The 25,975-nt window shown below is 70.8% G+C and carries 27 protein-coding genes and 1 pseudogene; 19 read left to right on the forward strand and 9 right to left on the reverse strand.

Annotated elements, in window-relative coordinates:
- From OKJ99_RS04835 to OKJ99_RS04855, 5 genes and pseudogenes are all read left to right on the forward strand, one after another.
- Nucleotides 1-259 (forward strand): annotated as a pseudogene (locus OKJ99_RS04835) (hypothetical protein); the annotation flags it as partial.
- Nucleotides 256-1,203, forward strand: coding sequence for a glycosyltransferase family 2 protein (locus OKJ99_RS04840; protein ID WP_326014479.1), 948 nt, complete (start codon nt 256-258; stop codon nt 1,201-1,203). The pseudogene OKJ99_RS04835 and the gene OKJ99_RS04840, both read left to right, overlap by 4 nt.
- Nucleotides 1,200-2,408 (forward strand): polysaccharide pyruvyl transferase family protein, encoded by a 1,209-nt coding sequence (locus tag OKJ99_RS04845; protein WP_326014480.1) that lies wholly within the window; start codon nt 1,200-1,202, stop codon nt 2,406-2,408. Before OKJ99_RS04840 ends, OKJ99_RS04845 begins: the two co-directional genes overlap by 4 nt.
- The gene (locus OKJ99_RS04850; RefSeq protein WP_326014481.1) at nt 2,405-2,956 is read left to right on the forward strand and encodes a dTDP-4-dehydrorhamnose 3,5-epimerase family protein; all 552 of its coding nucleotides are present in this window, start codon (nt 2,405-2,407) and stop codon (nt 2,954-2,956) included. The genes OKJ99_RS04845 and OKJ99_RS04850 overlap by 4 nt, the downstream gene beginning before the upstream one ends.
- A gap of 13 nt (nt 2,957-2,969) precedes the next feature.
- On the forward strand, nt 2,970-4,298 hold the full coding sequence (locus OKJ99_RS04855) for a glutamate-1-semialdehyde 2,1-aminomutase (RefSeq protein ID WP_326014627.1): 1,329 nt from the start codon (nt 2,970-2,972) through the stop codon (nt 4,296-4,298).
- A gap of 2 nt (nt 4,299-4,300) precedes the next feature.
- On the opposite strand, the gene OKJ99_RS04860 is transcribed toward OKJ99_RS04855, so the two are convergent.
- Nucleotides 4,301-4,999 carry a phosphatase PAP2 family protein gene (locus OKJ99_RS04860; protein ID WP_326014628.1) on the reverse strand — a complete coding sequence of 233 codons (699 nt, stop codon included), beginning with the start codon at nt 4,997-4,999 and terminating at the stop codon, nt 4,301-4,303.
- Between the two features lie 282 nt (nt 5,000-5,281).
- Between OKJ99_RS04860 and OKJ99_RS04865 the strand changes: the two genes are divergently transcribed.
- Nucleotides 5,282-6,724 (forward strand): DEAD/DEAH box helicase, encoded by a 1,443-nt coding sequence (locus OKJ99_RS04865; RefSeq protein WP_407700645.1) that lies wholly within the window; start codon nt 5,282-5,284, stop codon nt 6,722-6,724.
- Nucleotides 6,725-6,874: 150 nt separating this feature from the next.
- On the opposite strand, the gene OKJ99_RS04870 is transcribed toward OKJ99_RS04865, so the two are convergent.
- Nucleotides 6,875-7,279, reverse strand: coding sequence for a DUF6640 family protein (locus tag OKJ99_RS04870; RefSeq protein ID WP_326014482.1), 405 nt, complete (start codon nt 7,277-7,279; stop codon nt 6,875-6,877).
- Between the two features lie 74 nt (nt 7,280-7,353).
- Between OKJ99_RS04870 and OKJ99_RS04875 the strand changes: the two genes are divergently transcribed.
- The gene (locus OKJ99_RS04875) at nt 7,354-7,950 is read left to right on the forward strand and encodes a TetR-like C-terminal domain-containing protein (protein WP_326014483.1); all 597 of its coding nucleotides are present in this window, start codon (nt 7,354-7,356) and stop codon (nt 7,948-7,950) included.
- 74 nt (nt 7,951-8,024) lie between these two features.
- Here OKJ99_RS04875 and OKJ99_RS04880 read toward each other — a convergent pair whose 3' ends face one another.
- The gene (locus OKJ99_RS04880) at nt 8,025-8,624 is read right to left on the reverse strand and encodes a TetR/AcrR family transcriptional regulator (protein WP_326014484.1); all 600 of its coding nucleotides are present in this window, start codon (nt 8,622-8,624) and stop codon (nt 8,025-8,027) included.
- A 103-nt stretch (nt 8,625-8,727) separates the two neighbouring features.
- Here OKJ99_RS04880 and OKJ99_RS04885 point away from each other — a divergent pair, with 103 nt between their 5' ends.
- A complete protein-coding gene (locus OKJ99_RS04885; RefSeq protein WP_326014485.1) occupies nt 8,728-9,474 on the forward strand; it encodes an SDR family NAD(P)-dependent oxidoreductase in 747 nt (248 codons plus the stop codon).
- Between the two features lie 184 nt (nt 9,475-9,658).
- On the opposite strand, the gene OKJ99_RS04890 is transcribed toward OKJ99_RS04885, so the two are convergent.
- Nucleotides 9,659-11,461: a sigma-54-dependent Fis family transcriptional regulator gene (locus tag OKJ99_RS04890; protein WP_326014486.1), complete on the reverse strand. Its 1,803-nt coding sequence runs from the start codon at nt 11,459-11,461 to the stop codon at nt 9,659-9,661.
- A 255-nt stretch (nt 11,462-11,716) separates the two neighbouring features.
- Between OKJ99_RS04890 and OKJ99_RS04895 the strand changes: the two genes are divergently transcribed.
- The 4 genes from OKJ99_RS04895 to OKJ99_RS04910 are packed head-to-tail and all read left to right on the forward strand — an operon-like array spanning nt 11,717 to nt 15,298.
- The gene (locus OKJ99_RS04895; RefSeq protein WP_326014487.1) at nt 11,717-12,511 is read left to right on the forward strand and encodes an acetoin reductase; all 795 of its coding nucleotides are present in this window, start codon (nt 11,717-11,719) and stop codon (nt 12,509-12,511) included.
- Nucleotides 12,512-12,553: 42 nt separating this feature from the next.
- Nucleotides 12,554-13,555: an amidohydrolase family protein gene (locus tag OKJ99_RS04900; protein WP_326014488.1), complete on the forward strand. Its 1,002-nt coding sequence runs from the start codon at nt 12,554-12,556 to the stop codon at nt 13,553-13,555.
- Nucleotide 13,556: 1 nt separating this feature from the next.
- On the forward strand, nt 13,557-14,276 hold the full coding sequence (locus tag OKJ99_RS04905; protein WP_326014489.1) for a metal-sulfur cluster assembly factor: 720 nt from the start codon (nt 13,557-13,559) through the stop codon (nt 14,274-14,276).
- Nucleotides 14,273-15,298 carry an NAD(P)-dependent alcohol dehydrogenase gene (locus tag OKJ99_RS04910; protein WP_326014490.1) on the forward strand — a complete coding sequence of 342 codons (1,026 nt, stop codon included), beginning with the start codon at nt 14,273-14,275 and terminating at the stop codon, nt 15,296-15,298. Before OKJ99_RS04905 ends, OKJ99_RS04910 begins: the two co-directional genes overlap by 4 nt.
- Nucleotides 15,299-15,387: 89 nt before the next feature.
- Here the strand turns inward: OKJ99_RS04910 and OKJ99_RS04915 are convergent, their stop codons facing one another.
- Entirely contained in the window at nt 15,388-16,371 is a 984-nt protein-coding gene (locus OKJ99_RS04915; RefSeq protein ID WP_326014491.1) for an alpha/beta fold hydrolase, read from the reverse strand.
- A gap of 152 nt (nt 16,372-16,523) precedes the next feature.
- Here OKJ99_RS04915 and OKJ99_RS04920 point away from each other — a divergent pair, with 152 nt between their 5' ends.
- A complete protein-coding gene (locus OKJ99_RS04920; RefSeq protein ID WP_326014492.1) occupies nt 16,524-17,693 on the forward strand; it encodes an NAD(P)/FAD-dependent oxidoreductase in 1,170 nt (389 codons plus the stop codon).
- Between the two features lie 161 nt (nt 17,694-17,854).
- A complete protein-coding gene (gene ccrA, locus OKJ99_RS04925) occupies nt 17,855-19,228 on the forward strand; it encodes a crotonyl-CoA carboxylase/reductase (RefSeq protein ID WP_326014493.1) in 1,374 nt (457 codons plus the stop codon).
- Nucleotides 19,229-19,421: 193 nt separating this feature from the next.
- On the opposite strand, the gene OKJ99_RS04930 is transcribed toward ccrA, so the two are convergent.
- From OKJ99_RS04930 to OKJ99_RS04940, 3 genes are all read right to left on the reverse strand, one after another.
- On the reverse strand, nt 19,422-19,760 hold the full coding sequence (locus OKJ99_RS04930) for an STAS domain-containing protein (RefSeq protein WP_326014494.1): 339 nt from the start codon (nt 19,758-19,760) through the stop codon (nt 19,422-19,424).
- A gap of 184 nt (nt 19,761-19,944) precedes the next feature.
- Nucleotides 19,945-20,493, reverse strand: a complete 549-nt coding sequence (locus OKJ99_RS04935) for a GNAT family N-acetyltransferase (RefSeq protein ID WP_326014495.1) — start codon at nt 20,491-20,493, stop codon at nt 19,945-19,947.
- 333 nt (nt 20,494-20,826) lie between these two features.
- On the reverse strand, nt 20,827-21,000 hold the full coding sequence (locus OKJ99_RS04940; protein WP_326014496.1) for a hypothetical protein: 174 nt from the start codon (nt 20,998-21,000) through the stop codon (nt 20,827-20,829).
- Between the two features lie 531 nt (nt 21,001-21,531).
- Here OKJ99_RS04940 and OKJ99_RS04945 point away from each other — a divergent pair.
- From OKJ99_RS04945 to OKJ99_RS04955, 3 genes are all read left to right on the forward strand, one after another.
- Nucleotides 21,532-21,993: a DUF5994 family protein gene (locus tag OKJ99_RS04945; protein WP_326014497.1), complete on the forward strand. Its 462-nt coding sequence runs from the start codon at nt 21,532-21,534 to the stop codon at nt 21,991-21,993.
- Between the two features lie 215 nt (nt 21,994-22,208).
- Nucleotides 22,209-22,673 (forward strand): hypothetical protein, encoded by a 465-nt coding sequence (locus OKJ99_RS04950; protein WP_326014498.1) that lies wholly within the window; start codon nt 22,209-22,211, stop codon nt 22,671-22,673.
- 195 nt (nt 22,674-22,868) lie between these two features.
- Nucleotides 22,869-23,243, forward strand: a complete 375-nt coding sequence (locus OKJ99_RS04955) for a hypothetical protein (protein WP_326014499.1) — start codon at nt 22,869-22,871, stop codon at nt 23,241-23,243.
- Nucleotides 23,244-23,773: 530 nt separating this feature from the next.
- On the opposite strand, the gene OKJ99_RS04960 is transcribed toward OKJ99_RS04955, so the two are convergent.
- Nucleotides 23,774-24,442 carry an alpha/beta hydrolase gene (locus OKJ99_RS04960; RefSeq protein ID WP_326014500.1) on the reverse strand — a complete coding sequence of 223 codons (669 nt, stop codon included), beginning with the start codon at nt 24,440-24,442 and terminating at the stop codon, nt 23,774-23,776.
- 147 nt (nt 24,443-24,589) lie between these two features.
- Here OKJ99_RS04960 and OKJ99_RS04965 point away from each other — a divergent pair, with 147 nt between their 5' ends.
- Together OKJ99_RS04965 and OKJ99_RS04970 are read left to right on the forward strand one after the other, a co-directional pair.
- Nucleotides 24,590-25,174, forward strand: a complete 585-nt coding sequence (locus OKJ99_RS04965) for a sigma-70 family RNA polymerase sigma factor (protein WP_326014501.1) — start codon at nt 24,590-24,592, stop codon at nt 25,172-25,174.
- Nucleotides 25,171-25,926 carry an anti-sigma factor gene (locus OKJ99_RS04970; RefSeq protein WP_326014502.1) on the forward strand — a complete coding sequence of 252 codons (756 nt, stop codon included), beginning with the start codon at nt 25,171-25,173 and terminating at the stop codon, nt 25,924-25,926. The genes OKJ99_RS04965 and OKJ99_RS04970 overlap by 4 nt, the downstream gene beginning before the upstream one ends.
- The last annotated feature ends 49 nt before the right edge of the window (nt 25,927-25,975 follow it).

Consider the following 25,975-nt stretch of genomic DNA (forward strand, 5'->3'; position numbering starts at 1 on the left):
CGCGGGCGCCGGGCTCGCCACCGGCGCCGCCGCCGGACTGCGCGCGCTCGGCGCGGCCCGGCTCAGCCTGCGCTCCCAACTGTTCGCCTCCGCCTGCTACGTCGGCGGCGGGCTCGGCGGTGCGGCAGCGGGCGGCACGGTCGGCTCCGCCTGGGGCGTCGCCGCGGCGACCGTCACCGGCTCCGCCGTGTGGTGGCTGCACCTGCGGTACGCCCTGCGCGAGCACCACCACCCCACCCCCGAAGCGAGGACCACATGAGCGCCCACCCCCGACTGAGCATCGGCCTGCCCGTCTACAACGGCGAGGAGTACCTGGCCGAGTCCCTCGACGCGCTGCTCGGCCAGACCTACGAGGACTTCGAGCTGGTCATCACCGACAACGCCTCGACCGACGGCACCGAGGCCATCTGCCGCAGGTACGCGGAGCAGGACGCGCGCATCCGCTACATCCGGCTGCCCCGCAACATCGGCGCCGCCCCGAACCACAACTACGTGTTCACCCAGTGCCACGGCGAGCTGTTCAAGTGGGCCTCGCACGACGACCTCTACGCCCGCGACCTGCTGCGCCGCTGCGTACTCGCCCTCGACGAGTACCCCGACGTGATCCTCGCCCACGCCGACCAGGCCGTCATCGACGAGGACGGCAAGGTCAAGGTCCCCTACGCGTACACGCTCAACACCGACTCACCGCGCGCGCCCGAACGCTTCCGCAGCATGCTGTTCGAGCCCGGCGGCGACGACTTCTACGGCGTGATCCGCGCCGACGTGCTGCGCAAGGTGAAGCCGCACGACAGCTACCACCACGCCGACCGCACCTTCGTCGCCGAGATCGGTCTGCACGGCCCCTTCTACCAAGTGCCGGAGCTGCTGTACTTCCGCCGCGACCACCCCACCCGCGCCGAGCGCGCCAACCCGTCCAAGCGCTCCCGTTGCGTCAACCTCGACCCGCGCCGGGCGGGTGTGCTGCACCCGACGCCCCGGCTGCTCGCCGAGTACGTCCTGGGCTTCGTCTCGGCGATCCGGCGGGCGCCGCTGTCCTCGGCCGAACGGGCGGCGTGCTACCGGCACTTGGTCGCGTGGGCGACCAGCCGCGCCCGGCCGGGAACCGGGGAGCGGGTCGAGGACCGTGCGCCGGTCGACCCGGCCGAGCTCAATGTCTCCATCGACGAGCTCGTCGCGGGCCGCGAGGGGAGGAAGGCGTGACTCAGGTACGTGTCGGGGTGTTCGGCCTGCTCGGCTCCGGCAACCTCGGCAACGACGGCTCGCTGGAGGCCGTCCTCGGCTACCTGCGTACCGAGCACCCGGACGCGCCCGTGGACGCGCTGTGCGGCGGACCCGACGTCGTCACCGCCCGGTACGGGATCCCCGCGACGCGGCTGCACTGGAACCGCGGCGAGTACCGGACCGCCTCGCGCGCGGGCGCGCTCGCGACGAAGGGCCTCGGCAAACTCGTCGACGTCGCCCGCACCGCCGCCTGGGTACGCAGGCACGACGTGGTGATCGTGCCGGGCATGGGCGTCCTGGAGGCCACCCTGCCGCTGCGGCCGTGGGGATTCCCGTACTCACTGTTCCTGCTCTGCGCGAGCGGCCGGCTGTTCGGTACGAAGGTCGCGCTGGTCAGCGTCGGCGCCGCCGAGATCAGGGTCCGGCCGACGCGGGTCCTGGTCCGCTGGGCGGCGCGGCTCGCCGCCTACCGTTCGTACCGCGACGCCCAGTCCCGCGACGCGATGCGGGCGATGGGAGTGAACACCGCGCGCGACGCGGTCTACCCGGACCTGGCGTTCGCCCTGCCCGCACCCGCGGCCACCCCCAACGAGGGCACGGTCTGCGTCGGCGTCATGGACTTCCACGGCGGCAACGACGACCGCGCGCGGGCCGAGGAGATCCACCGGCGCTATCTCGACGGGACGACCAGGTTCGTCCGCAGGCTCGTCGAGGACGGCCGGCGGGTCAGGCTGCTCACCGGGGACGACTGCGACGTGACGGTCGTCGAGGCGATCATCGACGCGGTGGACTCGCCGCTGGTCACCGCCGCAGAGACGGCCTCCCTCGCCGACCTGATGAAGGAGACGGCGTCCGCCGACACCGTGGTCGCCACCCGCTACCACAACCTCATCTGCGCCCTGAAGTCCGGCACACCCACCCTCGCCCTCACCTACGCGGCGAAGAGCGACGCGCTCATGGAACGGATGGGCCTGGGCGCGTACTGCCACCCCGCGCGCGAGGTCGACGCCGACCGGCTCATCGAACAGTTCCGGGACCTGGAGAAGCACTCGGCGGAACTGCGCCAGACCCTCGCCGAGCGGAACAGGGCCGCCGCCCAGCACCTCACCCACCAGTTCAACGCGCTGACCGACGCCCTGTTCCCGGCCACCGGCCGGACCCACGCACCTCGGGGGAACCGATGAAACTGACCGAAGTCCCGGAGATCACCGGGGCGTTCCTGCTCGAACCCACGCCGCACGCCGACGAGCGCGGCTTCTTCTGCCGCACCTTCGACGCCGACGTGCTCCGCTCGGTGGGCCTCGACCCGCACGCCTTCGTCCAGGACAGCCTGTCCCGCTCGGTCCGCGGCGTGCTGCGCGGCATGCACCTGCGCTCAGGCGACGGCGAGGCCAAACTGGTGCGCTGCTCGTACGGGAAGATCTTCGACGTCGTCGTGGACCTGCGTCCTGACTCGGCGACGTACCGCAACCGCGCCACGTTCGAACTGTCCGGCGACACGCAGGTGACCCTCTACATCCCGGCGGGGTGCGCGCACGGATTCCAGGCGCTGACCGAGACCGCCGACACCTCGTACCGGATCGACCGGCCGCACGACCCGACCGAGGACGTGACGATCGCCTTCGACGACCCGGAGCTCGCCATTCCGTGGCCGCTGCCGGCCACCTCGATGTCCAAGCGGGACCGGGAAGCGCCGAGCCTCGCCGAAGTCCTGAAGCAGAAGGGGAGTTGAGGACGGCGTGCCCATCGAAGAGAGCGAAGAGTTGGACCTGCCCAAGTCACGGTCGGCGAACGAGCGCCTGCACGCCATGATCCCCGGCGGCGCGCACACCTACGCCAAGGGCGACGACCAGTACCCCGAACACCTCGCCCCGGTCATCAGCCACGGACGCGGCGCCCATGTGTGGGACATCGACGGCAACCGCTACATCGAATACGGCTCCGGGCTGCGCTCGGTCAGCCTCGGACACGCCCACCCGCGCGTGAACGAGGCGGTGCGCCGGGAGATCGACCGCGGCAGCAACTTCGTGCGTCCTTCCATCGTGGAGGTCCAGGCCGCCGAGCGTTTCCTGGCGACCGTGCCGACCGCCGACATGGTGAAGTTCGCGAAGAACGGCTCCGACGTCACCACCGCCGCGGTGCGCCTGGCGCGCGCCGTCACGGGCCGCCGGAGGGTCGCCATCTGCGCCGACCACCCGTTCTTCTCCACCGACGACTGGTTCATCGGCACCACGCCGATGCCGGCGGGCATCCCGGCGGCGACGACCGACCTCACGGTGTCCTTCCCGTACGGGGACCTGGCCGCCACGGAGGCGCTCCTCACCCGGTACGCGGACGACGTCGCCTGCCTGATCCTCGAACCCGCCGCCCACAGCGAACCCCCGCCCGGCTACCTCCAAGGCCTGCGCGACCTCGCCGACCGGCACGGCTGCGTACTGATCTTCGACGAGATGATCACCGGCCTGCGCTGGTCGGAGGCGGGCGCCCAGGGCCTGTACGGCGTCGTGCCCGACCTCTCCACGTTCGGCAAGGCGCTGGGCAACGGCTTCGCCGTCTCGGCGCTGGCCGGGCGCCGGGAGCTGATGGAGCACGGCGGGCTGCGCCACCGCGGCGAGCGGGTCTTCCTGCTCTCCACGACGCACGGCGCGGAGACCCACTGCCTGGCGGCGGCGATGGCCGTCCAGAGCACCTACGTGGACGAGGGCATCAGCGCGCGCCTTCACACGCTCGGCGAGCGCCTGGCCGCAGGGGTCCGCGAAGCCGCGTCGAGCATGGGCGTCGGCGAACACGTCCTCGTCCGGGGCCGGGCCAGCAACCTGGTCTTCGCCACCCTGGACGAGCACGGCCAGCCGTCGCAGCAGTACCGCACTCTGTTCCTGCGCCAACTGCTCATGGGCGGCGTCCTCGCCCCCTCGTTCGTGGTGAGCAGCGCGCTCGGCGACGGCGACATCGAGCGCACCGTCGACGTGGTGGCCGAGGCGTGCGCGGTGTACCGGAAGGCGGTCGACGCCGGTGACCCCACGCCGTGGATGGCCGGACGGCCGGTGAAGCCGGTGTTCCGCCGCTTGGTGTGAGGTCAGAGGCGAGCTGGTCGACTGGCGTCCGCCACCCGGTCGACCAGCCACGCAGTGGCAGGGACCACCGCGAGCGCGGTGCACCAGCCGCCGACCGCGTCCGTCGGGTAGTGCGCGCTCAGGGCGACCTCCGCCCACCCCATCACGGCGCCCGCGGCCAGCGCCGCGCCGCACACCAGCGACACCCCGGCCGCTCTGCCGAGCCCGAGCCGCCCGACCGCGACCAGCGCCACCACGAGGGCGAGCGCGGTGAGGAAGGCGGTGTGCCCGCTCGGATACGACAGGTTCCCCGGACCGTGGATGGTGCGGCCCACCACCGACTTGACGACCGTCACCGTCCCCACGGTCAGGGCGACCGCGGCGACCACCAGCACCGCCGCGCGAGGACGGCGCAGCAGCAGACACCACGCCACGGCGGCCGCCACCAGCACCGCCGCACCCACGGGTTCGCCCAGGAAGTCGACGGCCAGGGCGACGCCACGCCACGGCGGCCGCACACTGTCGTCCGTCGGCAGGACGAACCACCGGTCCACCCGGCCGGACTCGCTGTGCCCGGCATACATGACCCCGAGCGTGCCGACCACGAGCGCGGAGAGCGCCGCGATGAGCCCGAGCCAGGCGCGCAGTGCGCCGGGCAGCACCGCAGGCGGCTCGGAAACGGTCTCGCCGGGGCGACCACGGCCCGGCCCCGCTTCAGTCAGGTGATCCAACGCGATCCCCCCGTCGTGTGTCCCACCCACCTTTCGGTGACCCTATCCGCCCCGTGGACGTGGCACCTCTTCAACTCGGCAAGTGGGTACCGGAGTTGGGCCGGGGGAGTGGAGGGGTGTCGGTGAGACGTGTGAAGGGCGGCCGGCGTCCCGTGCTAGCGTTGAGCGTTTGCAGCGCAGCTGTGCCGGTGTCCCGTTGGGTGCCGTCGGCCGGCCGCCGCGTCCCCGCCGCGCCTTCCTCGGTACGGTCCCACCTTCGGAGGAAGGCTCTCTGTGAGCGAATCAGCACGTGCCGACGACGCCCGGCAGCAGGACGATGCGCCGGGCACCACTCCCGTGACGTCCTTCACGGGTCTCGGTCTTCCGGCAGCGGTGCTGCGCACACTCGACGAGCACGGCGTGACGAAGCCCTTCCCCATCCAGGCGGCGGCGCTGCCGAACGCGCTCGCGGGACGGGACGTCCTCGGCCGCGGCCGCACCGGCTCCGGCAAGACCCTCGCCTTCGGCCTGGGGCTGCTCACCCGGATCGCCGGGCGGCGCGCGCAGCCCAAGGAGCCCCTCGCCCTCGTGCTGGTGCCCACCCGGGAACTGGCGCAGCAGGTCACCGAGGCCCTCACCCCGTACGCCGAGGCGCTGCGGCTGCGGCTCGCGACCGTGGTGGGAGGCGTGTCCATCAGCCGGCAGATCGCCGCGCTGCGGGACGGCGCCGAGGTCGTCGTCGCCACGCCCGGTCGCCTGCACGACCTCATCGAGCGCAAGGGCTGCCGCCTCGGCCGGGTGGGCATCACGGTCCTGGACGAGGCCGACCAGATGTGCGACATGGGCTTCCTGCCGCAGGTCACCGAGATCCTGGACCAGGTGCGGCCCGACGGGCAGCGGATGCTGTTCTCCGCCACCCTCGACGGCGACGTCGACCAACTGGTGCAGCGCTACCTGCGCGACCCGGCCGAGCACTCCGTGGACCCCGCGTCGAGCGCGGTCGCCACGATCGAGCACCACCTCTTCGTCGTGCACGGCCCGGACCGGTGGTCCGTCGCCACGGAGATCGCCGCACGGGACGGCCGCGTCCTGCTCTTCCTGGACACCAAGCACGGCGTCGACCAGCTCACCCGGCACCTGCGGGGCAGCGGTGTGGCCGCGGCCGCGCTGCACAGCGGCAAGGCGCAGCCGCAGCGCACCCGGACCCTGAACCAGTTCAAGAACGGCGAGATCACCGCGCTCGTCGCGACGAACGTCGCCGCGCGCGGCCTGCACATCGACGACCTCGACCTCATCGTCAACGTCGACCCGGCGACCGACCCCAAGGACTACCTCCACCGCGCGGGACGCACGGCCCGCGCCGGCCGCTCCGGCACCGTCGTGTCGCTCGTCCTGTCGGGCCAGCGCCGCGAGACGAGCCAGGTCATGGCGGACGCCGACGTCACCGCGAAGGTCACCAAGGTGCGGTCCGGCGAGGCGGAGTTGAGCCGTATCACCGGCGCCAAGGCCCCCTCCGGCAAGCCCCTCGACGGCGGCCCCGCCCAGCGCCCCAAGAACCAGAACGCCCCGTTCCGCGGCCTGGGCAGCACCAAGGACCCGAAGACCGGCTCCGGTTCCACCACCGGCTCCGGTTCCGGAACTGGTTCCGGCTCGGGCGCCCGGGGTTCCCGCAAGACCAACGAGGCGCGCAAGCTCGCGGAGGCGCGGAAGGCGGCGCGGGTACGCAGGGGCGGCTGAGTCCGGCTCAGCCCGCTGCCTGCGACCTGCAGGACATCCCGGTGGAGACCTTCGAGAACGAACTGGTCGACATGGTGACGCGCTACCTGCGCGGCTAACGCCGACCGGCAGGCATCTGTCGCCTTGTCAGCCGCGCAGCCGTCGGCGTTGTCAGCCGCGCAGCCGGCGGCGTTCCAGGGCGTAGGCCAGTCCGTTGAGGGCAAGGCTGGCGCCCGCGACGACCGCCTGGGGTGCGCCCTTCTTGGGCGGGTCCATGAAGGCGGTGCCCGGGTAGGCGATGGCCGAGAGCTGCGTGATCCAGTACAGGGATGCGGCTCCGGTGGCCAGCTTCAGCCGTTGGTCGGCGGTTCCCGCGCCGCGGTTCCACACCGCCCACAGGCCGATCGCGCCCAGGGCCGCGCCGGTGCTCATGGTCTGGGCGTTGTGGAACTTCGCGTGAGGGGGCCAGTTCGGGTTGTGGATGTGGGTGTCGTTCCAGTCGGCGATGTAGGCGCCGCACATGGTGCTCAGCGAGGTCAGCGTCAGCAGCGCGCGTCCAGGGGTGAGGGAGGGCATGACTCTCCTAGATCTCAACTATGAAACAAGTTGTCCCACAGTATCGGTTCGGGTCACCATGCCAGACTGGGGCCGTGACAAGAGAGGCAGTGTCGGCGACCGGATCGGTCAAGCGCGTCGACCCGCGCATCACGCGCAGCAAGACGGCCGCCCTCACCGCGGTTCGGGAGATCCTCTTCGCCGAGGGCTGGGCCGCCGTCACGCACGCGGCGGTGGCCGCGCGCAGTGGCGTGGGGCGCAGCACCCTCTATCGCCACTGGCCCGACGTCGTCGACCTGCTGCGGGACGCGATCGCCGGGGAGATGGCCCGCACCCACAGCGAGCCGAAGGGGCGACTGCGCGAGGATCTTCTCGCCGAACTGAACACGATCCGCCGCCAGTTGCACGACCCGGCGAACCTGCGGCTGATTCGGGTGATCATCGAGCGCGCCGACATCAGCCCGTCCTTCGCGGCACTGAAGCAGGGCCTGTACCGGGAAGGCAGCAGGACGACCGCGGAGATCATCGAAAGCGGAGTGCGCCGCGGCGAGCTGCCGGCGGACACCGATGTGGCCTTCGCCGTCGACCAATTGCTGGGTCCGCTGTTCTTCCGCCGACTCCTCGTGAGCGCGGCATTCGACGCTGCCTACGTGGACCGGGTCGTCAACGGCTACCTTGCGCGCGCCAGTTGAGGACCCGGGGTGCCGCACGCGGCGCAGGATCATCCGGCTCTCCAGCTGTGAACGGCCCGCTCACGCCTGTTGGTTCAGTCGCCGGAGCGGTCCGGCAGGAGTTGATCCGCGAGCGATCGTGCTGTGGCGGTGAGCGCGGCCGTGTCCAGCCCGGTGCGGCTCATGAATACGAGCCCTTGCTGCGCGGCCAGGAGGGCCCGCGCGAGCGCGATCGGATCCGCTGCGGCCGGTAGGTCGCCCTCGCGTTGGGCGCGGGCGACGCAGTCACCGATCAGCGCGGTGGACGTCTCGTAGCTGCGGTGGGCGTGGTCGAGGACTTCCGGATCGGCGTTACCGAGTTCGCAGGTGCTGTTGGCCATCAGGCAGCCACGCCGTGCGCCGGTGCCGGTCGGGTCGTCGATCGGTGCCTCGATGAGCATGCGTAGTGCGTCCAGGGCCCGTGGAGTCTCGGCGAGGGCTTCCCGGAGTTGGCCGTGGCGATCGTCGGTGTAGCTGCGCAACACCCGGAAGAAGAGCTGGCGCTTGTCGCCGAACGCCGCATACAGGCTGCCTTTGCCCAGGCCGCTGACCCGCATCAGGTCTTCCAGCGAGGTCGCGGCGTAACCGGCGTCCCAGAACTGCTCCTGGACGGCGTCCAGTACCTGCTTCTCGTCGAACGTTCGCGGGCGTGCCATGTGGACAGGATACGGATTCTTGACTGTTCGGTCCACCATTCTTATGGTGGACCGAACAGTCAAGAACTCCATGGCACGTTGCACCCAGGGAAGTGGGAAGCACATGGGAAAGCTGGACAACAAGGTGGCGATCGTGACCGGCGGGTCGCGGGGGATCGGGGCGGCGTCGGCGCGGGCGCTGGCCGACGAGGGAGCCGACGTCGCGATCAGCTACTCGTCCTCGGCGGATCAGGCCAAGGCCGTGGTCGCCGACCTGGAGGCGAAGGGGGTGCGTGCGGCGGCCTTCCAGGCCGACCAGGCGGACGCGACGCAGGCGGTGGGCCTGATCCGGCGCGTGGTCGAGCAGTTCGGGAGACTGGACATTCTGATCAACAACGCGGCCACTGGTGGCGGCGGCCTCGTCGACAGCGAGATCCTCGACCAGGCCGCCATCGATCGCCAACTCGCCGTCAACTACACCAGCGTGGTGGCCGGGATCCAGGCCGCTGTGCCGTCGCTGCCCGAGGGCGGACGGATCGTCAACATCAGCTCTGGTGCGGCTGCGCGGGCGGGTTTCCAGGGGATGGCGTACTACGCGAGCACGAAGTCGGCCCTCGAGGGCTTCAGCCGGGGCGCGGCCCGCGACCTGGCGCACCGGGGCATCACGGTCAACGTCATCCAACCCGGGTTCGTCGACACCGAAGGCAACCCCGCCGACGGCCCGGCCGCATCCATGTTCCTTCCGACCACGGCGATGGGCCGGTACGGCAGGCCGGAGGAGATCGCCGCAGGCGTCGCCTTCCTGGCCAGCCCGCAGGCCTCCTACGTCACCGGCGCGGTGCTGAGGATCGACGGCGGATACGGCGCATAGCCCGACCGGGCAGCCAGCAGTGGGCAGCTGACAGTGGGCGGCTCGTGTCGGGCACCCGGCTGCCCTCGGCCCGAGCCCTCGCCGCTGATCCAGGTAAAGCCCGTAACACCGTGGCGGCCAGGCGGGCCGAGCCGCGCCCGCTCCTCCCCGCCCCGCCCACCGACGCGTAGGTGGTGCTTCCGCTTCAGCCGCTCCCGGGAAGCGTGATGCCGTAGGACCGCATCTTCCGGTAGATGGTCGTACGGGAGATGCCGAGCCGCTGCGCCGCCAGCAGTTTGTTGCCCTCTGCCGCCAACAGGGCCTGGACCAGGGTGTCGCGCTCGGACGCCTCCCAGGCGCTGAGGGACCGGCCGCCCGCGCTGTGCAGGGACGGCGGCAGGTCGCGGAGTTCGATCCGGTAGGTGCGGCGGCCCGCCGCGGCCTCGCGCAGGGCGGCGTCCAGTTGGCGGATGTTGCCGGGCCAGCCGTGCCGCCGCAGCAGCGGCAACACCTCCGGGGCGCATTCGATGTCCGCGCCGACGCGTCGCAGCAGGCAGTCGACCAGGGCGGGGAGGTCCGCGAGGCGGTGCCGCAGTGCGGGAACGGCCGCCGCTTCCACGAAGCAGCGCCTCAGGGGCTCGGGCACGCCATGTGCCTGGTGGAGCGTGCCCACGATCCAGGTGCCTTGCGCCGCCGCGGCCTCCAAGGCCTCGGCGACAGCGGCTCCTTGTTCGGGGGTCACGGCGTCGACGTTGCGCAGGACCAGGGCGCGGCCCGCCCCTGCGGCTGCCTCGCGCAGTGCGGTCGGCAGGTCGCCCCCGGCAGTGGAGCGGGCGGCCGTGGCATCCACGACGGCGGGGGCCGAGGCCGCCCCGGTCAGCGCGTGCGCGGCACCGACCAGTGCCGACTTGCCCGTTCCCGCCTCGCCGTGGAGGAGGAGCGGCGTCCGATCGCGGGCGCAGCGGGACGCCGTGCGGGAGACGGTGTTCCACGCCGGATCCGTCCCGGCCAGGCCCGGCAGCGGCCACGGCCGACTCGCCTCCTGCTCCGTGCGCGTACGGGAACCGGAACGGGGCCGGTGCCCGCCGGAGGCGAGGTCCGAGAAGGCCAGCTCCAGCAGGTAGCCGGCCGCGCCCGCCGAGCTGTTGACCTGGCGGCAGCGCATCAGGACGGTCCCGCCGCCGGTCAGTTGCACCTCCTTGCGGCTGCGCGGCGCGTGCCCCAGTTCGGCGGCGGCCTCGTGCAGCAGCCGGTGGTCGTCGCCCGTGAGCCGCGCGGAGGCGGCCGAGTTGGCGAGCACGAGATCTTGGCCGAGACAGAGCACCGGCCGGTCACCGTAGTGGCTCACCTGCTGGAACGCCTCGAGCAGAGCACGTTGGTGCGAGCTGCTGAACTCGTACATCACGCGTTCGATGTCACCGGCGGCCTCCTGCACCAGGGCCGCCATGAGGGTGCGCGCCGGGCCGTTCCAGCACGTGAGGTTCATGGCTCCCTCGACCCGCCCGGTGACCGAGTTGCGGATCGGTGCGGCCGCGCAGGAGACGTTCTGCAGGCGTTCGTTGAAGTGCTCGGTGCCGAGGACCACGTTGGGTCGGCGCTCCTCCAGGGCGACCCCGATGCCGTTCGTGCCGACGAACTGTTCGGCGTAGTTGAAGCCGGGGGCCAGGTGGACCCGGTCCAGGTGCGTCGAGAGCCGCTTCTCCCCGACGCGGCGATCGCGCACCCAGCCCTTGCGGTCCGTCACGATCACCGAGGCGTCCGAACCCGCCAGCGCCTGCTCCAGCCGGTCGAGGACGGGCGCGGCGGCGCGGACCAGGCGGCTCTCCCGGTCGAAGTCCGGCTGGTAGGGGACGACCACCTCGTCCGTGCCGACCCCCAGGTACTTGGAGCGCTGCCAGGAGTTGCGGATGCCCTCGGGCACGATCTGCGCAGGCGGTTCCGCATGCGTGAGGAACTGCAGGCGCGCTCGCGCGATGGTCCGGTCCCGCTCCGTGCTGTCACTGAGCATGGCGTCTCCGATGGGCGTGTTTCCGCCATATTACGAACGTGTTTGTACCCCGACAACGGGCTGTTCGCCAAGACTCCCTGTGCGTTTTCCGCGCACTGGTACGCGCATTGGTACGCGCACTGGTATGCGCATTGGTACGGGAGCCGGCCCCGGTGTGTTCCACATTGAAAAACTCGACGCGGCCCCCGGGCCCCACGCTGATGGCCGGCGCCGCACAACGGGTGCGGTGGCCCGCCGTCGAGCACAGGAGCCCCCATGACTTCCGCCGACAACGCACCCCGTACCGCGATCGTCACCGGCGCAGCCCGCGGCATCGGCCGCAGCATCGCGGAGCGGCTGGCCCAGGACGGACTCGATGTCGCCGTCGCCGACCTCCCCGGCATGAGCGAGGAGCTCGGCGAAGTGGCCGCCGGCATCGAGAAGACCGGCCGCAGGGCCCTCGCCGTGCACGCCGACGTATCCAGCAAGGAGCAGACCGACGCGCTCGTCGAGGAGGTCGCCGGCCGCCTCGGCAGGGTCGATGTCTACGTCGCCAACGCCGGTATCGCCAGGGTCACTCCGCTCCTCGACACCGGGCTCGACGAGTTCGAGCAGATCATGGCCGTGAACCTGCGCGGCGTCTTCCTCTCCTACCAGGCCGCCGCACGGCAGATGATCGCCCAGGGCGGCGGCGGAAAGATCATCGGCGCCGCGTCGATCGTCGCGTACCGCCCGTTCGCGCTGCTCGGCACCTACTCGGCGTCGAAGTGGGGCGTACGCGGTCTGACCCAGGCCGCCGCCATGGAGTGGGCGCGGCACGGCATCACCGTCAACGCGTACTGCCCGGGCATCGTCGGCACCGACATGTGGGACCTGATCGACGAGCGCCTCGCACAGGAGGAGGGCCTGGAGAAGGGCCGGGCCATCAAGAAGTACGCGGAGGCGATCGCGCTCGGCCGCGTCGAGGAGCCCACGGACGTCGCCTCCTTCGTCTCCTACCTGGCCTCACGCGACTCGGACTACATGACCGGCCAGTCCGTCATGATCGACGGCGGCATCCAGTTCTCCTGACGCACACCAAGGAACCAAGGAACCGAGGACCTGAGGAGACAGATGTATTCCAAGGACGGCGAGAACTACTTCATCGTCGACGCGCACATCGCACTCTGGGACGCCCGACCCGAGAACCAACTCAACATCCACGGCAAGCAGTTCATCGACTGCTTCTACGACTACCACCGCAACCTGAGCCCGGAATCCGAGGTGTGGCCGTACGAGGAGTACCTCTATCAGGGCGGCGAGCGCCTGATGAAGGACCTCTTCGCCGACGGGTACGTCGACCACGCCATCTTCCAGCCCGCACGCCTGGGAGCGTTCTACCGGAGCGGCTTCGGGCAGACGGAGGAAGCCTTCGCGCTCGCCCGGAAGCACCCGGACAAGCTGACGTACAACCACTCCTGGGACCCCCGGTACGAGCAGAAGGGGCTCGACCAACTGCGGCGCGACGCCGAGCGGTTCCGGCTCAAGGGCGTGAAGCTGTACACCGCCGAGTGGAAGGGCGACAGCCGCGGCTACAAGCTCGACGACCCATGGACGTACCGCTATCTCGAGGTGTGTCAGGAACTCGGGATCAACAACGTCCACGTCCACAAGGGGCCGACGATCCGGCCGCTTGACCGGGACGCCTTCGACGTCGCGGACGTCGACAAGGTGGCCACGCAGTTCCCCGAGATGAACTTCGTCGTCGAGCACTGCGGACTGCCCCGCCTCGAGGACTTCTGCTGGATCGCCACCCAGGAGCCCAATGTGCACGCGGGCCTCGCCGTCGCGATCCCCTTCATCCACACCCGGCCGCGGTACTTCGCGCAGATCATCGGCGAACTGCTCTACTGGCTGGACGAGGACCGCATCCAGTTCTCCAGCGACTATGCGCTCTGGACGCCCCGTTGGCTGATCGAGCGGTTCGTCGACTTCCAGATCCCCGAGGACATGACGCCCGAGTACGCGCCGATCACCCTGGCGCAGAAGAAGAAGATCCTCGGCCTGAACGCGGCGGCCATGTACGACATCGAGGTTCCGGCCGGCCTCGGCGTCACCGCACCGGCGGCGGCCTGACATGCGCGCCGACGCACGGGAACGGTCCGCCCGCGCCGCGCTGGACACCGTCCTCGACCCGGAACTGGACGAGCCGATCACCGACCTGGGCTTCGTACGCTCCGTGTCGGTGACCCCCGACGGGGCGCTCACCGTCCGCCTCAGGCTCCCCACCTCGTTCTGCTCGCCCAACTTCGCGTACCTGATGGCCTCGGACTCCAAGGACGCGCTGACGGCGCTGCCCTGGACACGGGACGTCGTGGTGCTGCTCGACGACCACCACGACTCGGACCTGATCAACGAGGGTCTCGCCGCGGACGCGGGCTACCGCGGCACGTTCGGGGCCGAGGCCGAGAAGGACCTCGAAGCGCTGCGGCTGACGTTCCGCCGCAAGGCCCATTCGGCGGCGATGGAGCGGGCGTTGACGCTCCTGCTCCGCGAGCACCCCGACCTCACCGAGGAGAATCTCCACGACGTGGTCCTCGCCGACCTCCCCGACGCGGCGACCTCCGGTGCGCTGCTGCGGCGACGGGAGGCGCTCGGACTCGGTGTGGCGCCGTCCGATCCCGTGCTGGTGGACGAGGAGGGGCGGCGCGTTCCGCCGGGCGAGATCCCGCTCCGGCTGCGCTTCGCCCGTGCGGTCCGGGTCTCGATCGACGGCAACGCGCACTTCTGCCGGGGGCTGCTGCGCACCCGCTATCCGCAGTCCGCGGCCGACCAGTCGAAGGAGAACGTCTCATGAAGGCAGTCCAAGTCGTGGGCTACGGCAAGAACCTCGAGATGGCCGAGGTCCCGACCCCCGAGATCACCGGCCCGTTCGACGTGATCGTCAGGATCGGCGGCGCCGGTGTGTGCCGCACCGACATCCACATCCTGGAGGGGCAGTGGGCGCAGAAGTCCGGCGTCACACTGCCCTACACGATCGGCCACGAGAACGCCGGCTGGGTCCACGCCGTCGGCAGCGCCGTCACCAACGTCGCCGAGGGCGACAAGGTCATCGTCCACCCGCTGATCACCTGCGGACTGTGCCGGGCCTGCCGGGCGGGCGACGACGTGCACTGCGAGAACAACCAGTTCCCGGGCATCGATACGGCCGGGGGCTACGCCGAGTACCTGAAGACCTCCGCGCGCAGCGTCGTGCGGATCGACGACTCCCTCGAACCGGCCGACGTCGCGGCGCTCGCCGACGCGGGCCTCACGGCGTACCACGCCGCGGCCAAGGCGGCCCGCAAGCTGCGGCCGGGGGACCGCTGCGTGGTGATCGGCGCGGGCGGGCTCGGCCACATCGGCGTACAGGTCCTCAAGGCCCTCACCGCCGCCGAGCTCCTCGTCGTCGACCGCAACCCCGACGCGGTGGCCCTGGCCACATCCATCGGGGCCGACCACGGCGTCGTCGCCGACGGCGGCCACGTCGACCGGGTGCGCGAACTGACCGGCGGACAAGGGGCGGAGACGGTCATCGACTTCGTCGGCGAGGGCGGCTCCACCAAGGACGGCGTCGGCATGCTGCGCCAGGCCGGCGACTACCACGTGGTCGGCTACGGCGAGAACATTGACGTCCCGACCATCGACATCATCTCCGCCGAGATCAACTTCATCGGCAACCTCGTCGGCTCATACAACGACCTGTGCGAACTGATGGTCCTGGCCGCACAGGACCGCGTCCGCCTGCACACCGCGAAGTACCCCCTCGACCGCTTCCAGGACGCGCTGGACGACCTGGAGAGCGGGCACATCCGCGGCCGGGCGATCCTGACGCCCTGACTGGTTCGCCGATCGGCCGGCCGATGTGGTCAAGGTGGTCGAGGGGGTCGAGGGGGTCATGGTGGTCGAGTGGCCATGTGCAAGTGCGCCTAGGCAGGCACCCTTTCCAGAGCCGGGCGTTCGACCTCGGTCAGGAAGTCGAGCGTGTCGAGCGGCTGGTCGGTGAAGTAGTCCGCGATGAGCCGGGAGAACTCCTTGCCCCGTTCGAGGTTGGGCAGATGGTCGGCCTCGCGGATCAGGGAGAACTGCCCCTGCTGAATCGTTGCGGCGACTTCGCGCACCCGGTCCGGGGTGGAGAACTCGTCGAACTCACCCGTGAAGCACAGGGTCGGCACGTCGGGAATTCCCCCCGGAGGAAGACCGGGAGTGGCCAGGACGCGCTCCAGGATCGCGGCGTGCCGGGGCACATCGGCCTCGGTGATGGCGCTCATCGTGCACGCCAGCAGCCGGGCCGTCACGGCGCGCTTGCGGACGGGACGGTCCGGGTGGGCCATGAGCGCCTCGACCGTCACCTGGCCATAGGCACTCGAAATGCCCCCGGAGGCGAGGCTGTCGACCATGGCCCGAAGCGCGGTCCGGCACTCCGCCGGATACTCCATGGAAGCCCCGGCCAGCATCAGGCGTTTGACGCGCTCGGGACGTTGCTGGACCAGCCGGTACGCGATGGGGACGCCGTAGGAAGCGGCGAACAGGTTGACGGGGCCCAGCTCCAGCTGCTCCAGCAGATCGCCCAGCACCTCGGCGAGGAAGTCGAAGCCGTACTCCGCCGGCAGGTCGTCGGCCTTGCCCGACCCGGGGAGGTCGACGGTGATGACGGTCGCCACCTCCGTCCATGGCTTCTCCAGTCGTCGGAAGGCGTACATGTCCTGGAAAGAGCCACCGAGCAACACGATGGGCTCTGTCCGAGGAGCGGGGTTCTCGACGATTCGGCAGTCATAGTCGAACCCTTTGAAATGCAGCCGACGCACGAATTCCTCAGGCATGAGCGGGTGACTCCTAGAAGCAGGGGAACGGTCACCAGGCCCAACGAACCTCAGCTGATGGGGTAATGGATCAACACAAGACGCCGACATTCACTCGTCTCTTGGTCGCCCCGCCCGGCTTGCTGAAGCCGGGCAGGAGGTGTGGGCCGGGGCCCGCCGGGGCAGCGCAGGAGTGATCGGGACCAGTGAGCCCCGGCGGCCGTCTCCACCGGCCGGTTCTCGGAACTGAAGGGCGCAGGGCAATGGATCGAGCCGTCGTTGTCGGGGCGGGTGTCCTGGGCGCCAGCGTCGCCTACCATCTCGCACGCTCTGGAGCCGAGGTCATCGTCCTGGAGGCGGAGCGGCCCGCGTCCGGCGCGTCGGGTGCCACCTTGTCCATCGACGTGACTCATCTGCAGACCCCGCACGCCTACTACCGGTTGAACCGTGAGGGCTCCGAGGGGCACCTCCGTCTCGCCGAGGAGCTCGGCGGCCCCTCGTGGCGGCACCCTGCGCCCCTGATCCAGTGGGCCGACGGCGACGCGGCGCAGCAGGCGCTGCGTGAGCGCGCGTTGCAGGCCCGGTCGTGGGGGCACGCATGCGGCCTCGCGCCTGCCGCCGCACTGCGCGAGGCCGCTCCCGCAGTCGACCCCGCCGCCTGCACCGCCGAGGAAGTCGTCGTGCACACCGGCGCGGCCTGGTTCGACGCGCCCCGTTTCGTGCACGCTTTGTTGGAGGCGGCGGCGCGCCACGGGGCCGAACTGCACTACCGCACCCCTGTCACGGGGCTGCTGCGGGAAGGCACCCGCGTCGCGGGAGTGGTGGCCGGGGAGCGGCGCTTCACCGCCAGTGCTGTCGTCAACTGCGCGGGACCCGCAGCGGAGGCGCTCGCCGCGATCGCCGGCGTACGGCTGCCGATGCGGGCGGTGCCCGGGCTTCTTGTCGAGAGCGGCCGACTGACGGACTCTCCGTTGGAGGCGATCCTCGCCGCCCCGAGGATCGACTTGCGGCCCACGCCGGACGGCGGAGTGCTGGCCCTGTCCCGGGACATCGACGCACACCTCGGTGGGCCGCTCGACGGCCTTCCTCAGGAGCTGTTCCGGCGCGCGGGCGATGTCCTGCCAAAGCTGCTGCGGGCCGGCCCCGCCGCCGCCCGTGTCGGCGTCTGCCCCGTGCCGCTGGATGGGTTTCCCCTGGTGGGGGCCGTGCCTGAGGCGCCCGGCCTCTACCACCTCGTCGCGCACAGCGGGGTCACCCTCGCGCCGGTGCTCGGCCGGCTCGCCGCCCGAGAGATCACCACCGGGCGGCCGTCTCCGGAGCTCGCCGCGTACCGTCCCTACCGGTCGATGTCCGGCGACGTGTACGCCGAGAACATGCGCGCCATGGGGCGCCACGTTTCGCGGGGATCGGCAGAGCCCCACGTCCAGCTCTAGGCAGGAGCGGCGAGGCGATCCGCCCGTGGGAGGCTCGAACACGCGCAGCAGTATGGGTGTTTCCTGACGTCTTGCCGGGTTTCGTTTCCTTGGCGGCGGCGTAGGAGGTACAGGGCGGCCCGTGGACGGGAGGCCCGGAGCTACCGAGAGGGAGTGTGCGGATGGCTACACCGTCGCAAGCGTTGGTGAACGGGCAGGCCACGCAGGACGAGGTCGAGCGGATCCCGGTCCCGGACGAATATCTCGCCGCACACGTACGCGTGGAGGACATCGCCATGTTCGGGGATTCAACGGACAAGGACGTGCGCCGTTCGCTGCGCGTCGGTCCGGTCCCCATGCCTGAACTCGCTCCGGACGAGGCGCTGGTGGCTGTCATGGCCAGTTCGGTGAACTACAACACCGTGTTGACCGCCACGTTCGCACCGGTGCCTACGTTTCGGTTCCTGCAGCAGTTCGGCCGACAGGGTGGGTGGGCCGCCCGGCACGACCAGCCCTACCACGTCGTCGGTTCCGATGCCGCCGGTGTCGTCCTCCGCATCGGCTCCGGCGTCCGGCATTGGAAGCCCGGCGACCACGTGGTGGTCAGCCCCGCCTACGTAGATGACCAGGAGCCCGGCACGCATGCCGACGGCATGCTCGGCGCTGAGCAGCGCGCCTGGGGCTTCGAGACCAACTTCGGCGGACTGGCCGAGTACGCCATCGTCCGGGCGAGCCAACTCGTCCCCAAACCAGCCCTCCTGACCTGGGAAGAGGCCGCGGTGAACACGCTGTGCGCGGGCACCGCCTACCGGATGCTGGTCGGCGAGCACGGTGCTCGCCTCAAACAGGGTGACGCCGTGCTGATCTGGGGCGCCGCCGGCGGACTCGGCGCCTACGCGGTCCAGTTCGCCAAGAACGGCGGAGCGCTCCCCATCGGGGTGGTCACCTCACAGCACAGCGCCGACGTACTGCACCGGCTCGGATGCGGCCTCGTCATCGACCGCACGGAAATCGGCCTGACCGACGACGCGGCCGACGATCCCGACCGAGTGCTGGAGATCGGCAAGAGGCTCGGGTCGATCATCCGCGCCAGGATCGGCCGCGACCCGGACATCGTGTTCGAACACACCGGCCGAGCCACCTTCGGCATCTCCGTCTTCGTGGTCCGCCGTGGCGGCACCGTCGTCACCTGCGGCTCCAGCAGCGGCCACCAGCACAGCTACGACAATCGCTACCTGTGGATGCGGCTCAAGCGCATCATCGGCAGCCACATCGCGAGCCTGCAGGAGACCTGGGACTGCAACAGACTCATCGGGCTCGGCCACATCGTGCCCACCCTGTCCGCGGTCTACCCGCTGTCCCGGTTACCCGAGGCGACCCGGCTCGTACAGATGAACCAGCACACCGGCAAGGTAGCGGTGCTCTGCCAGGCCCCCAGCCCGGGGCTCGGGGTCACCGACACCGAGCTGCGCCACACCGTCGGCGAGGAACGACTGTCCCCGTTCCGCACCCCACGCCCCCTCGTGACGCAGACTGAAGCGACGGCCGGGACATGACCGGCGACATGACCGGCGGCTCCGGCTGAACAGGTCGAGCGAAGGCGCCTGACGGGAACAATCCCGGTTCGGGCGCCGCCCTCCGTGTCCCCTAGAAGAACCCGAGCTTCTGCGCCAAGTAGCTCACCAGGAGGTTCTTCGCCTGCTCGTGGGTCAACTTCGTCGGACCGTGCGCTGAGAGAGATCCCGCTGGTCACAGGGTCGTGTTGGTGGTGAGGCCGAGGTCGTGGAGGGGCAGCAGGTCTCGCAGGATGCTGCGGGACAGCGTGAGCTGAACGCACCGACTGGGGTTGGCCAGGGTGAGGCTCCCGCCTGCGTGGTGGATGGCCTCACGGATGCCGAGGACGGTGAAGAAGCAGCCGTTGTCACAGCGGGTCACCAGGGACAGGTCCATGATCAGGTGACGGCTGCCCTCGCCCAGGACTTGGGAGGCGAGCTCGCAGAATGCGGGGATGCTGCCGGTGTCGAGCTCGCCGTCCAGGGCCAGGGTCATGAAGTAGTCGGGGGTGATGGGCGTGCGCTTCAAGGCCATCCGCAGACCCCTTCGGTGCGGGTCCGGATCGCACCCCCTGCCGCTCACCGGGCCTCGGCGCAATCGACCTGGCCGGCACGATGGTCAGGGTGCATCGCTCCGTACCTCTTGATTCCAGTAGTTGACTTGCATCCGAGTCCCCACGGGATGACGTGCACCGATCGGTTCACCCGTACCCGCCCGCTCACCGCAACGGCCCGCGCGCCCACGCTTCGCGGCCCGAGGCCCCCACGCCCGGCCCCGTGACGGGCAGCTGCTTCCAGCCCCACGCCCGGAGCAGCTCTCTGATCCCGGTCGTCGTCCTGTCGAGGTCCACACCGGCCACGACCAGGTCCTGGGCATGACGCGACAGCAGCAGGTCGCCGAGGCGGGTCGCGACACCGTGGCGGCGGTGTGCGGGCTGCACCATCACCTCGGTCAGGACGAACACCCGCCCGGACGCGGCGAGTTCCGACGTTCGTGGCGGCGCCTCGACGGGGAAGTCGGCCCACCAGGCCCCGTCGGGCTCCAGGCGGAATCCATACGCGCAGCCGACGAGGCCGCTCGCGTCGGCGACGGCCATATCGAAGCCGTCGTGCCGCACGTGCTGCTCGAAGCGGCGGAGAAAGCCCGCCCGGTCCCGGTACTCGGCCCCGGCGGCGTCGCGGTATGCGGTCATGTACACATCGGCGACTGCCTCTCGCTGTTGATCGGCCTGCCATCGGGTGAACCGGCGCAGATAAGCCTCGGCCATTCGGACTCCCTTCGCGGCCCCTCCGACGCGGCGGGGCTCAGCGGGCGTGCTTGCGTCTGGTGCGAGCACGGCGGTGGCGCGCCGGGAACCGCCCGCGGCCCCCGTCCCGATGGTCGTGCTGCCCGGCAGGGACGGCGGGTGCAGGGGGCCGGGGGAGCGGAGACGCACCGCCGTCCGCCAGTGCCGCGGGGGCCCGACGGTCGGACACGGTGCGGCTGTAGGTGCGCAAGGCGTTCCTTTCGGCCTGCTGTGTGTTCCGGCGTTGGATCACATACGCGGCGACGGCGATCAGTACCAGGAAGGTGGCTGCGGTGAGCGCGGTGTCCATGGCGGTCACCGGCTCGCGGTCAGGCGGATGATGCGGGTGGAGGTCGCGCCGCACGCGGGCCCGGCCGGATCGCAGGCGGCGGAGCGGCCGCAGCCCGTCGGGGACAGCGCGGCACGAGCCGCGGGATGCCGGGACGGGGGAGGCAGGGAAGCGCGGATGGGCGTGGTGGTCGCGGTCATGACGCGGACCCGTCTTCGGGGGCGACGTGCAGGTCGTCCCCGATGCTGTTGCTCGCCGAGGACGAGACCCGCGTGGATGCCGGAGTGCGAAGTGCCCTTGGTAGCTCCACGGTACCCCTACGGCCGCGGTTCGTGACGGCCCCGTCACCAACCGTCATCCGTGCGTCACTTCGGCAGGCTTTCGGCCGCCATCAGAACGGCTCCAGCAAGGCGGCGTTCCGCTCGGCCGAATTCCGTTCAGGCAGGAGTACGGTGAGCGTAGCGAGGCCGTTCGTATATCGGTGCCCGAGCACCTCGGAGCGCCCTTCCCCTCGCCGTCGCTCGAACAGGTCACCATCACCGCGGTCGCGCCCGGCACGGCTTCGATCGCAGTCAGCTCGAGCCGCCTGCCGCCTTATCCGCCTCGTTTCTCGAACGTCACGGCCGGCTGCCCATGCGCCGACCGACATCGGTCCGCGTCGCCGCCCGCCGCATCTGACGACCATCGTCAACCGCCCGTCCGTGCAAGGCAGTCGGCAGGAGACGCATCTCATGACCCTCGGAACGTACCCCCCTCACCTCCCTCACCCTCCTCATCCCTCGCAGTCCCTGTTGCGTCTGCGCCTGGCGCTCCACGCCGGTGGGCCCCGGGCCATCGACGGAGCATGGTGGCCGCGCTCGTACGACCTGCTGGTCGAACTCCCCTCTCTGCTCGCCGGGTTGCCCCGAGCCTGGGGTCATATCGCCAGCGTCATGTACAACGGCGCGGTGTGGTCGCCGGCGCCGGGCCGGATGTTCGTCGCCGGCGAGGTCGTCCGCCTGCGCAGAAGCCCGACGGCCGCCACGCACACCGTCGTCCTCCTCGCCCCCGGCCACGGGCGCTGGGACCTGCTCGTCGTTCCTCCGGGTACGACCGAGGAGGCCGCGGGGCCGATCATGGACGGTGCGGCGGGCGTGAGCAGGGCGCTGGTGAGCTCCGGAGGCGCAAAGGGCGAGGAGGAGCTGGTCCAGTAACTGCCGGAGTACGGTGGAAAGACCGAGGGTTCCTCGTGCATCGGCCCGGCGCCCGTGCCGTTCTCGGCGATCGATGACACTGGGCCCGCTTCGGGGGTGCCCGGGACAGGGTTCGCCACATGGCAGAGCGTGCGTTCCGATCGACCGATGCGCAGTCGCATGCACGGATGAGTTCCCAGTGCCCTTCCCCCTGGGAAGCGGATCGGGTCCGCCCGTTGTCCAGGAGCCAGATCGCCGACCGTCTCCAGGAACTGGGCGCGTTGTACGCGGCCAACTCCGTCGTGCGGCCTGAGGAACGGGAGTGGCGGAGCCGAGCGTTCCTGCGGCGTCTGGTGACGGACCTCAGGCGTCCCGGCTTCGCACTGGTGGTCGCGGAGAACACGCCGCTGACGGGGTGCGCGTACGGATTCCCCTTCCGCGGAGGGCTCTTCGAGATCAGGGAGATCGTCGTGCCGCAGCGGGTGCGGGAGCAGTCCCCGAGCCGGGACTGGAACCTGGCCCGTCGGCTGCAGCGGCGCCTGCTCGACGACCACGGTCACGCCACCGGCCTCACCCTGGTCGACCGCACCGACGTGAAGGCCCTCGCGGCACTGCGGTCCTGGGGATGGCGGGACACCTCAGGAACCCCTTACGGAATACCGCTGTTGGACCCGCGCTGTGCCTTGCTGCTCGGCCGGTGAGCGGCGGACCGATTCGGGATGCGGCTTGATGGCCGCGCCCGGCATGGAAATACTGGCAAGGTGGGCGCGGAACCGCCAGACCGGTCAACCTTCAGCGACGTCATCGGCCCATCCCATGGGCCGACGGCGCAGGTGAGCGCGACCTGCAGGCCGACGATCGCGAGGCGGCTGCCGATGAGCGCGAACGGGCCTTGAATGCCCGGGAGAAGCACGCGGACCGAAGGGCCCGCGATACCGGCGCAGCAGCCCCCCGGCTCCCTGCAGCAAGAGATCGCCGTTTCAGGACGGTTGCTCGACCCCGCGAGTCGGTCGCGGGAGAGCAATCTGGGCATCCACGTGCAGCAACTCCACGCGCGATACCTCACCGCCGCAGCCAAGCTGGCCGACGCGCACGACATGGAGGCCCAACACCATGAACGCGTCGCCCAGAGCGAGGCGTCAACCGCGGAAGAGCACCGCAGCCACGCCCGCAAGGCCCGCCAGGCGGCGCTGCACATCCGCACGGCCGCCCACCAAGCTACGTACCCAGAGGACGCGGACCTGCCGCCCGATGCTCGCCACACTCCGTGAGGAGCAAGCTCACGGTGATCCGGCACCAATGACTGACCATGCGCGCTCAACGCCCCTCGTGGCGAGCTCTCACATGGTCACAGAGATGACGTCGCGGAGACGGTAGAACTCGTCGACCTGCGGCAGCACTTCGTCCACGGCCAAGAACCGTCGACCACACCGCAGCCCGCCAGGGCGATGTCCGGGCGGGCTCAACCACTCTCACGCGACGATCGACAGTCGCCCAACGGACGGGACAACATATCGGCGGAGCAGTACACACGCGACGGCATTCCCGTGCAGCACGCCTTCACCGACAACGCGTGACGGTCGGCGGCGACCAGATGCTGCCGGTGGCTGAACCGCCCGGGTCCGGCATCGGCACGGTGTTCGGCACACTACGGACCCAGAAGGCAGCCACGGAGCTGCCGGGCGGCGTCGCCCGGACCGTTCGATGCGGCCTACGACCGCACCGTCACGCCCGATGAGCGCGGGCGCCGGACCTACCCGCGAAGACAGACCCGCAGACCTCCCGTGGCCTCAAGGCGAGATCACGGTGGCGAGTACGTGCGGAGGGCCAAGTTCGCCACAGTCGAGGCGGTGGTGCGATGCCAGCGTGCACTGCCGCGCAGCATCGCATGGTCGCCGCCGGGCACGAGGGACACGTCCGCTCTGGCGCCGGCCGCACGTGCCCGTCGGACGAACGCCACCGAGGCCTGCGGATCAGTAACACGGTCGTGGTCGCCGTGGAGCACCATGACGTCCTTGCCTCTCAGGTGCGCGACGGGTTCATCCTCCGGGCACCAGGGGGCCAGCGCCACGACGGCCTTGACCTGGGGCGCTCGCGCGGCGTGCAGGGCGGCGCGGCCGCCCATCGAGTGGCCCACGAGCACCACCGGTACGTCGCCGACGAGGCGCGTCAGTTCCTGGAGCGCCTGCTCGGCGTCGTGCAGGGCGTCGGCATCGGGCCCGTTCCAGCCGCGCACGCGGTATCGCACCTGCGCCAGGAGGACCGGATCGTCCGCCAGAGTCGCGGAGACCGCGCGCACGAAGGGCCGCATGCGCAGTGCCGCGAGATGCCAGGGCCGTGACGGGGAACGGCTGTCTGCGCGCCCGCCGTGCAGGAACAGCACCGCGGCACGCGCTCCGAGCGGAATGCGGCGCGCAATCAGCGCACCACCCGTGGCTGCCCCGTTGGCATGCTGCTCAGGACCGGTCACCCGTCCTCCCTCCGCTCCGGGACGCGACGTGGAACGCCCATTACTGATCATTCGACACGCTACGTGCCACGGTTTGGTCGATCAGGCCAATCCGCGGCCTCGCGGAGTCCGGATTACCTGTGACAGTTCCCGACCACGGAGGGTCCCGTGAAAGAAGCCGTACACATCGGCAGAAATCCATCAGCCGGTCCGGACCTGGAGGCGCTGGTGGGGCGCGTGGCCCTCGGCGACGAGGATGCGTTCGCGTCGGTGTACGACACCGTGATGGGCCCTGTCCTCGGCACCGTACGTGCCGTCCTGCGCGACCTGGCGCAGTCCGAGGAGGTCGCGCAGGAGATCATGGTGGAGGTGTGGCGTACCGCTCCCCGCTACCGCACCGACCGCGGAACGGCGATCAACTGGATCCTCACCCTCGCCCACCGGCGCGCCATCGACCGGGTCCGCTCCGTGGAGGCCGCCTCGGCGCGTGACCACAAGGCCGCACTCCTCGACCACACGCCGGAATTCGACGAGGTGACCGAACAGGTGGAGGCGCGCCTGGAACGCGAGCAGGTGCGGCGCTGTCTGCGTACCTTGACCGAGATCCAGCGTCAGGCCGTCACGCTCGCCTACTACCGCGGACTGACCTACCGCCAGGTGGCAGAGGCACTGACCCTGCCCCTGGGCACGGTCAAAACGCGGCTGCGGGACGGTCTCATCCGGCTTCGTGACTGCCTGGGGGTGACCGCATGACTGCCGCCGATCTGCACACCCTGACCGGCGCCTATGTGCTGCACGCCCTCTCCGACGAGGAGCGGGCGGACTTCGAACGGCACCTCGCGGACTGCGAGGCCTGCGCCCAGGAGAGTGCCGAACTGACCGCAACCGCGGCCCGGTTGGGCCTGGCCGCCACGGTCACCCCCCGCCCCGAGCTGCGTGAGCCGGTCCTGCGCCGGATCACCACGGTCCGCCAGGACGCGCCCCGTGAGCCGGTCCAGTCCCGGGCGGTGCGTACGGCGGCCAACCGTCGGCGGACGCTGTCGCGGTGGGCGCTCGCTGCCTGCTTCGCGGCTGCCGCCGCGCTCGGTGGCACCGCGGTGTGGCAGCACCAGCGCGCCCAGGACGCCCAGGAACTGGCCCGGCAGGCGGAACAGAGCAACGACCGGATCGCCGCCGTGCTCGCGGCGCCGGACGCCAAGACCGGCTCGGCGAAACTGGGCGGCGGCGCCGGCGGCACCGTCGTCGTCTCCAAGAGCGAGGACCGGGCCGTGTTCATCGCCTCGGGGATGGCGCACCCGCCGCAGGGCAAGGTCTACCAACTCTGGTTCGACGATGCCGGAACCATGCGCTCGGCGGGGCTCATGGACACCGCCCGCAGTGACCAGGCCGTGCTGCTGAGCGGTGCCGTGGACGGGGCGTCGGGCATGGGCATCACCGTCGAGCCGGCCGGCGGCTCGGACCAGCCGACCACTGATCCCGTGGCGTTGATGCGCTTCCCGGCCTGAGCGGACCCGGGCTTGGTGAGTGTGGAGGCCCCGCACCGGCATACGGGGT

This window comes from Streptomyces endophyticus, assembly GCF_035798155.1.
GTDB classification, from domain to species: domain Bacteria; phylum Actinomycetota; class Actinomycetes; order Streptomycetales; family Streptomycetaceae; genus Streptomyces; species Streptomyces endophyticus.

Bases quoted from the DNA above. Each gene is read 5' to 3' on its own strand.
- OKJ99_RS04930 (WP_326014494.1), bottom strand. From the start codon at position 19,760: ATGGCCTTGAAGCGCACGCCCATCACCCCCGACTACTTCATGACCCTG.
- OKJ99_RS04915 (WP_326014491.1), bottom strand. From the start codon at position 16,371: ATGTCGGCGTCTTGTGTTGATCCATTACCCCATCAGCTGAGGTTCGTT.
- OKJ99_RS04885 (WP_326014485.1), top strand. From the start codon at position 8,728: ATGGGAAAGCTGGACAACAAGGTGGCGATCGTGACCGGCGGGTCGCGG.
- OKJ99_RS04935 (WP_326014495.1), bottom strand. From the start codon at position 20,493: ATGGCCGAGGCTTATCTGCGCCGGTTCACCCGATGGCAGGCCGATCAA.
- OKJ99_RS04900 (WP_326014488.1), top strand. From the start codon at position 12,554: ATGTATTCCAAGGACGGCGAGAACTACTTCATCGTCGACGCGCACATC.
- OKJ99_RS04870 (WP_326014482.1), bottom strand. From the start codon at position 7,279: ATGCCCTCCCTCACCCCTGGACGCGCGCTGCTGACGCTGACCTCGCTG.
- OKJ99_RS04895 (WP_326014487.1), top strand. From the start codon at position 11,717: ATGACTTCCGCCGACAACGCACCCCGTACCGCGATCGTCACCGGCGCA.
- OKJ99_RS04940 (WP_326014496.1), bottom strand. From the start codon at position 21,000: ATGACCGCGACCACCACGCCCATCCGCGCTTCCCTGCCTCCCCCGTCC.
- OKJ99_RS04945 (WP_326014497.1), top strand. From the start codon at position 21,532: ATGACCCTCGGAACGTACCCCCCTCACCTCCCTCACCCTCCTCATCCC.
- OKJ99_RS04955 (WP_326014499.1), top strand. From the start codon at position 22,869: ATGCCCGGGAGAAGCACGCGGACCGAAGGGCCCGCGATACCGGCGCAG.
- OKJ99_RS04910 (WP_326014490.1), top strand. From the start codon at position 14,273: ATGAAGGCAGTCCAAGTCGTGGGCTACGGCAAGAACCTCGAGATGGCC.
- OKJ99_RS04905 (WP_326014489.1), top strand. From the start codon at position 13,557: ATGCGCGCCGACGCACGGGAACGGTCCGCCCGCGCCGCGCTGGACACC.
- OKJ99_RS04890 (WP_326014486.1), bottom strand. From the start codon at position 11,461: ATGCTCAGTGACAGCACGGAGCGGGACCGGACCATCGCGCGAGCGCGC.
- ccrA (WP_326014493.1), top strand. From the start codon at position 17,855: ATGGCTACACCGTCGCAAGCGTTGGTGAACGGGCAGGCCACGCAGGAC.
- OKJ99_RS04920 (WP_326014492.1), top strand. From the start codon at position 16,524: ATGGATCGAGCCGTCGTTGTCGGGGCGGGTGTCCTGGGCGCCAGCGTC.
- OKJ99_RS04880 (WP_326014484.1), bottom strand. From the start codon at position 8,624: ATGGCACGCCCGCGAACGTTCGACGAGAAGCAGGTACTGGACGCCGTC.
- OKJ99_RS04970 (WP_326014502.1), top strand. From the start codon at position 25,171: ATGACTGCCGCCGATCTGCACACCCTGACCGGCGCCTATGTGCTGCAC.
- OKJ99_RS04850 (WP_326014481.1), top strand. From the start codon at position 2,405: ATGAAACTGACCGAAGTCCCGGAGATCACCGGGGCGTTCCTGCTCGAA.
- OKJ99_RS04840 (WP_326014479.1), top strand. From the start codon at position 256: ATGAGCGCCCACCCCCGACTGAGCATCGGCCTGCCCGTCTACAACGGC.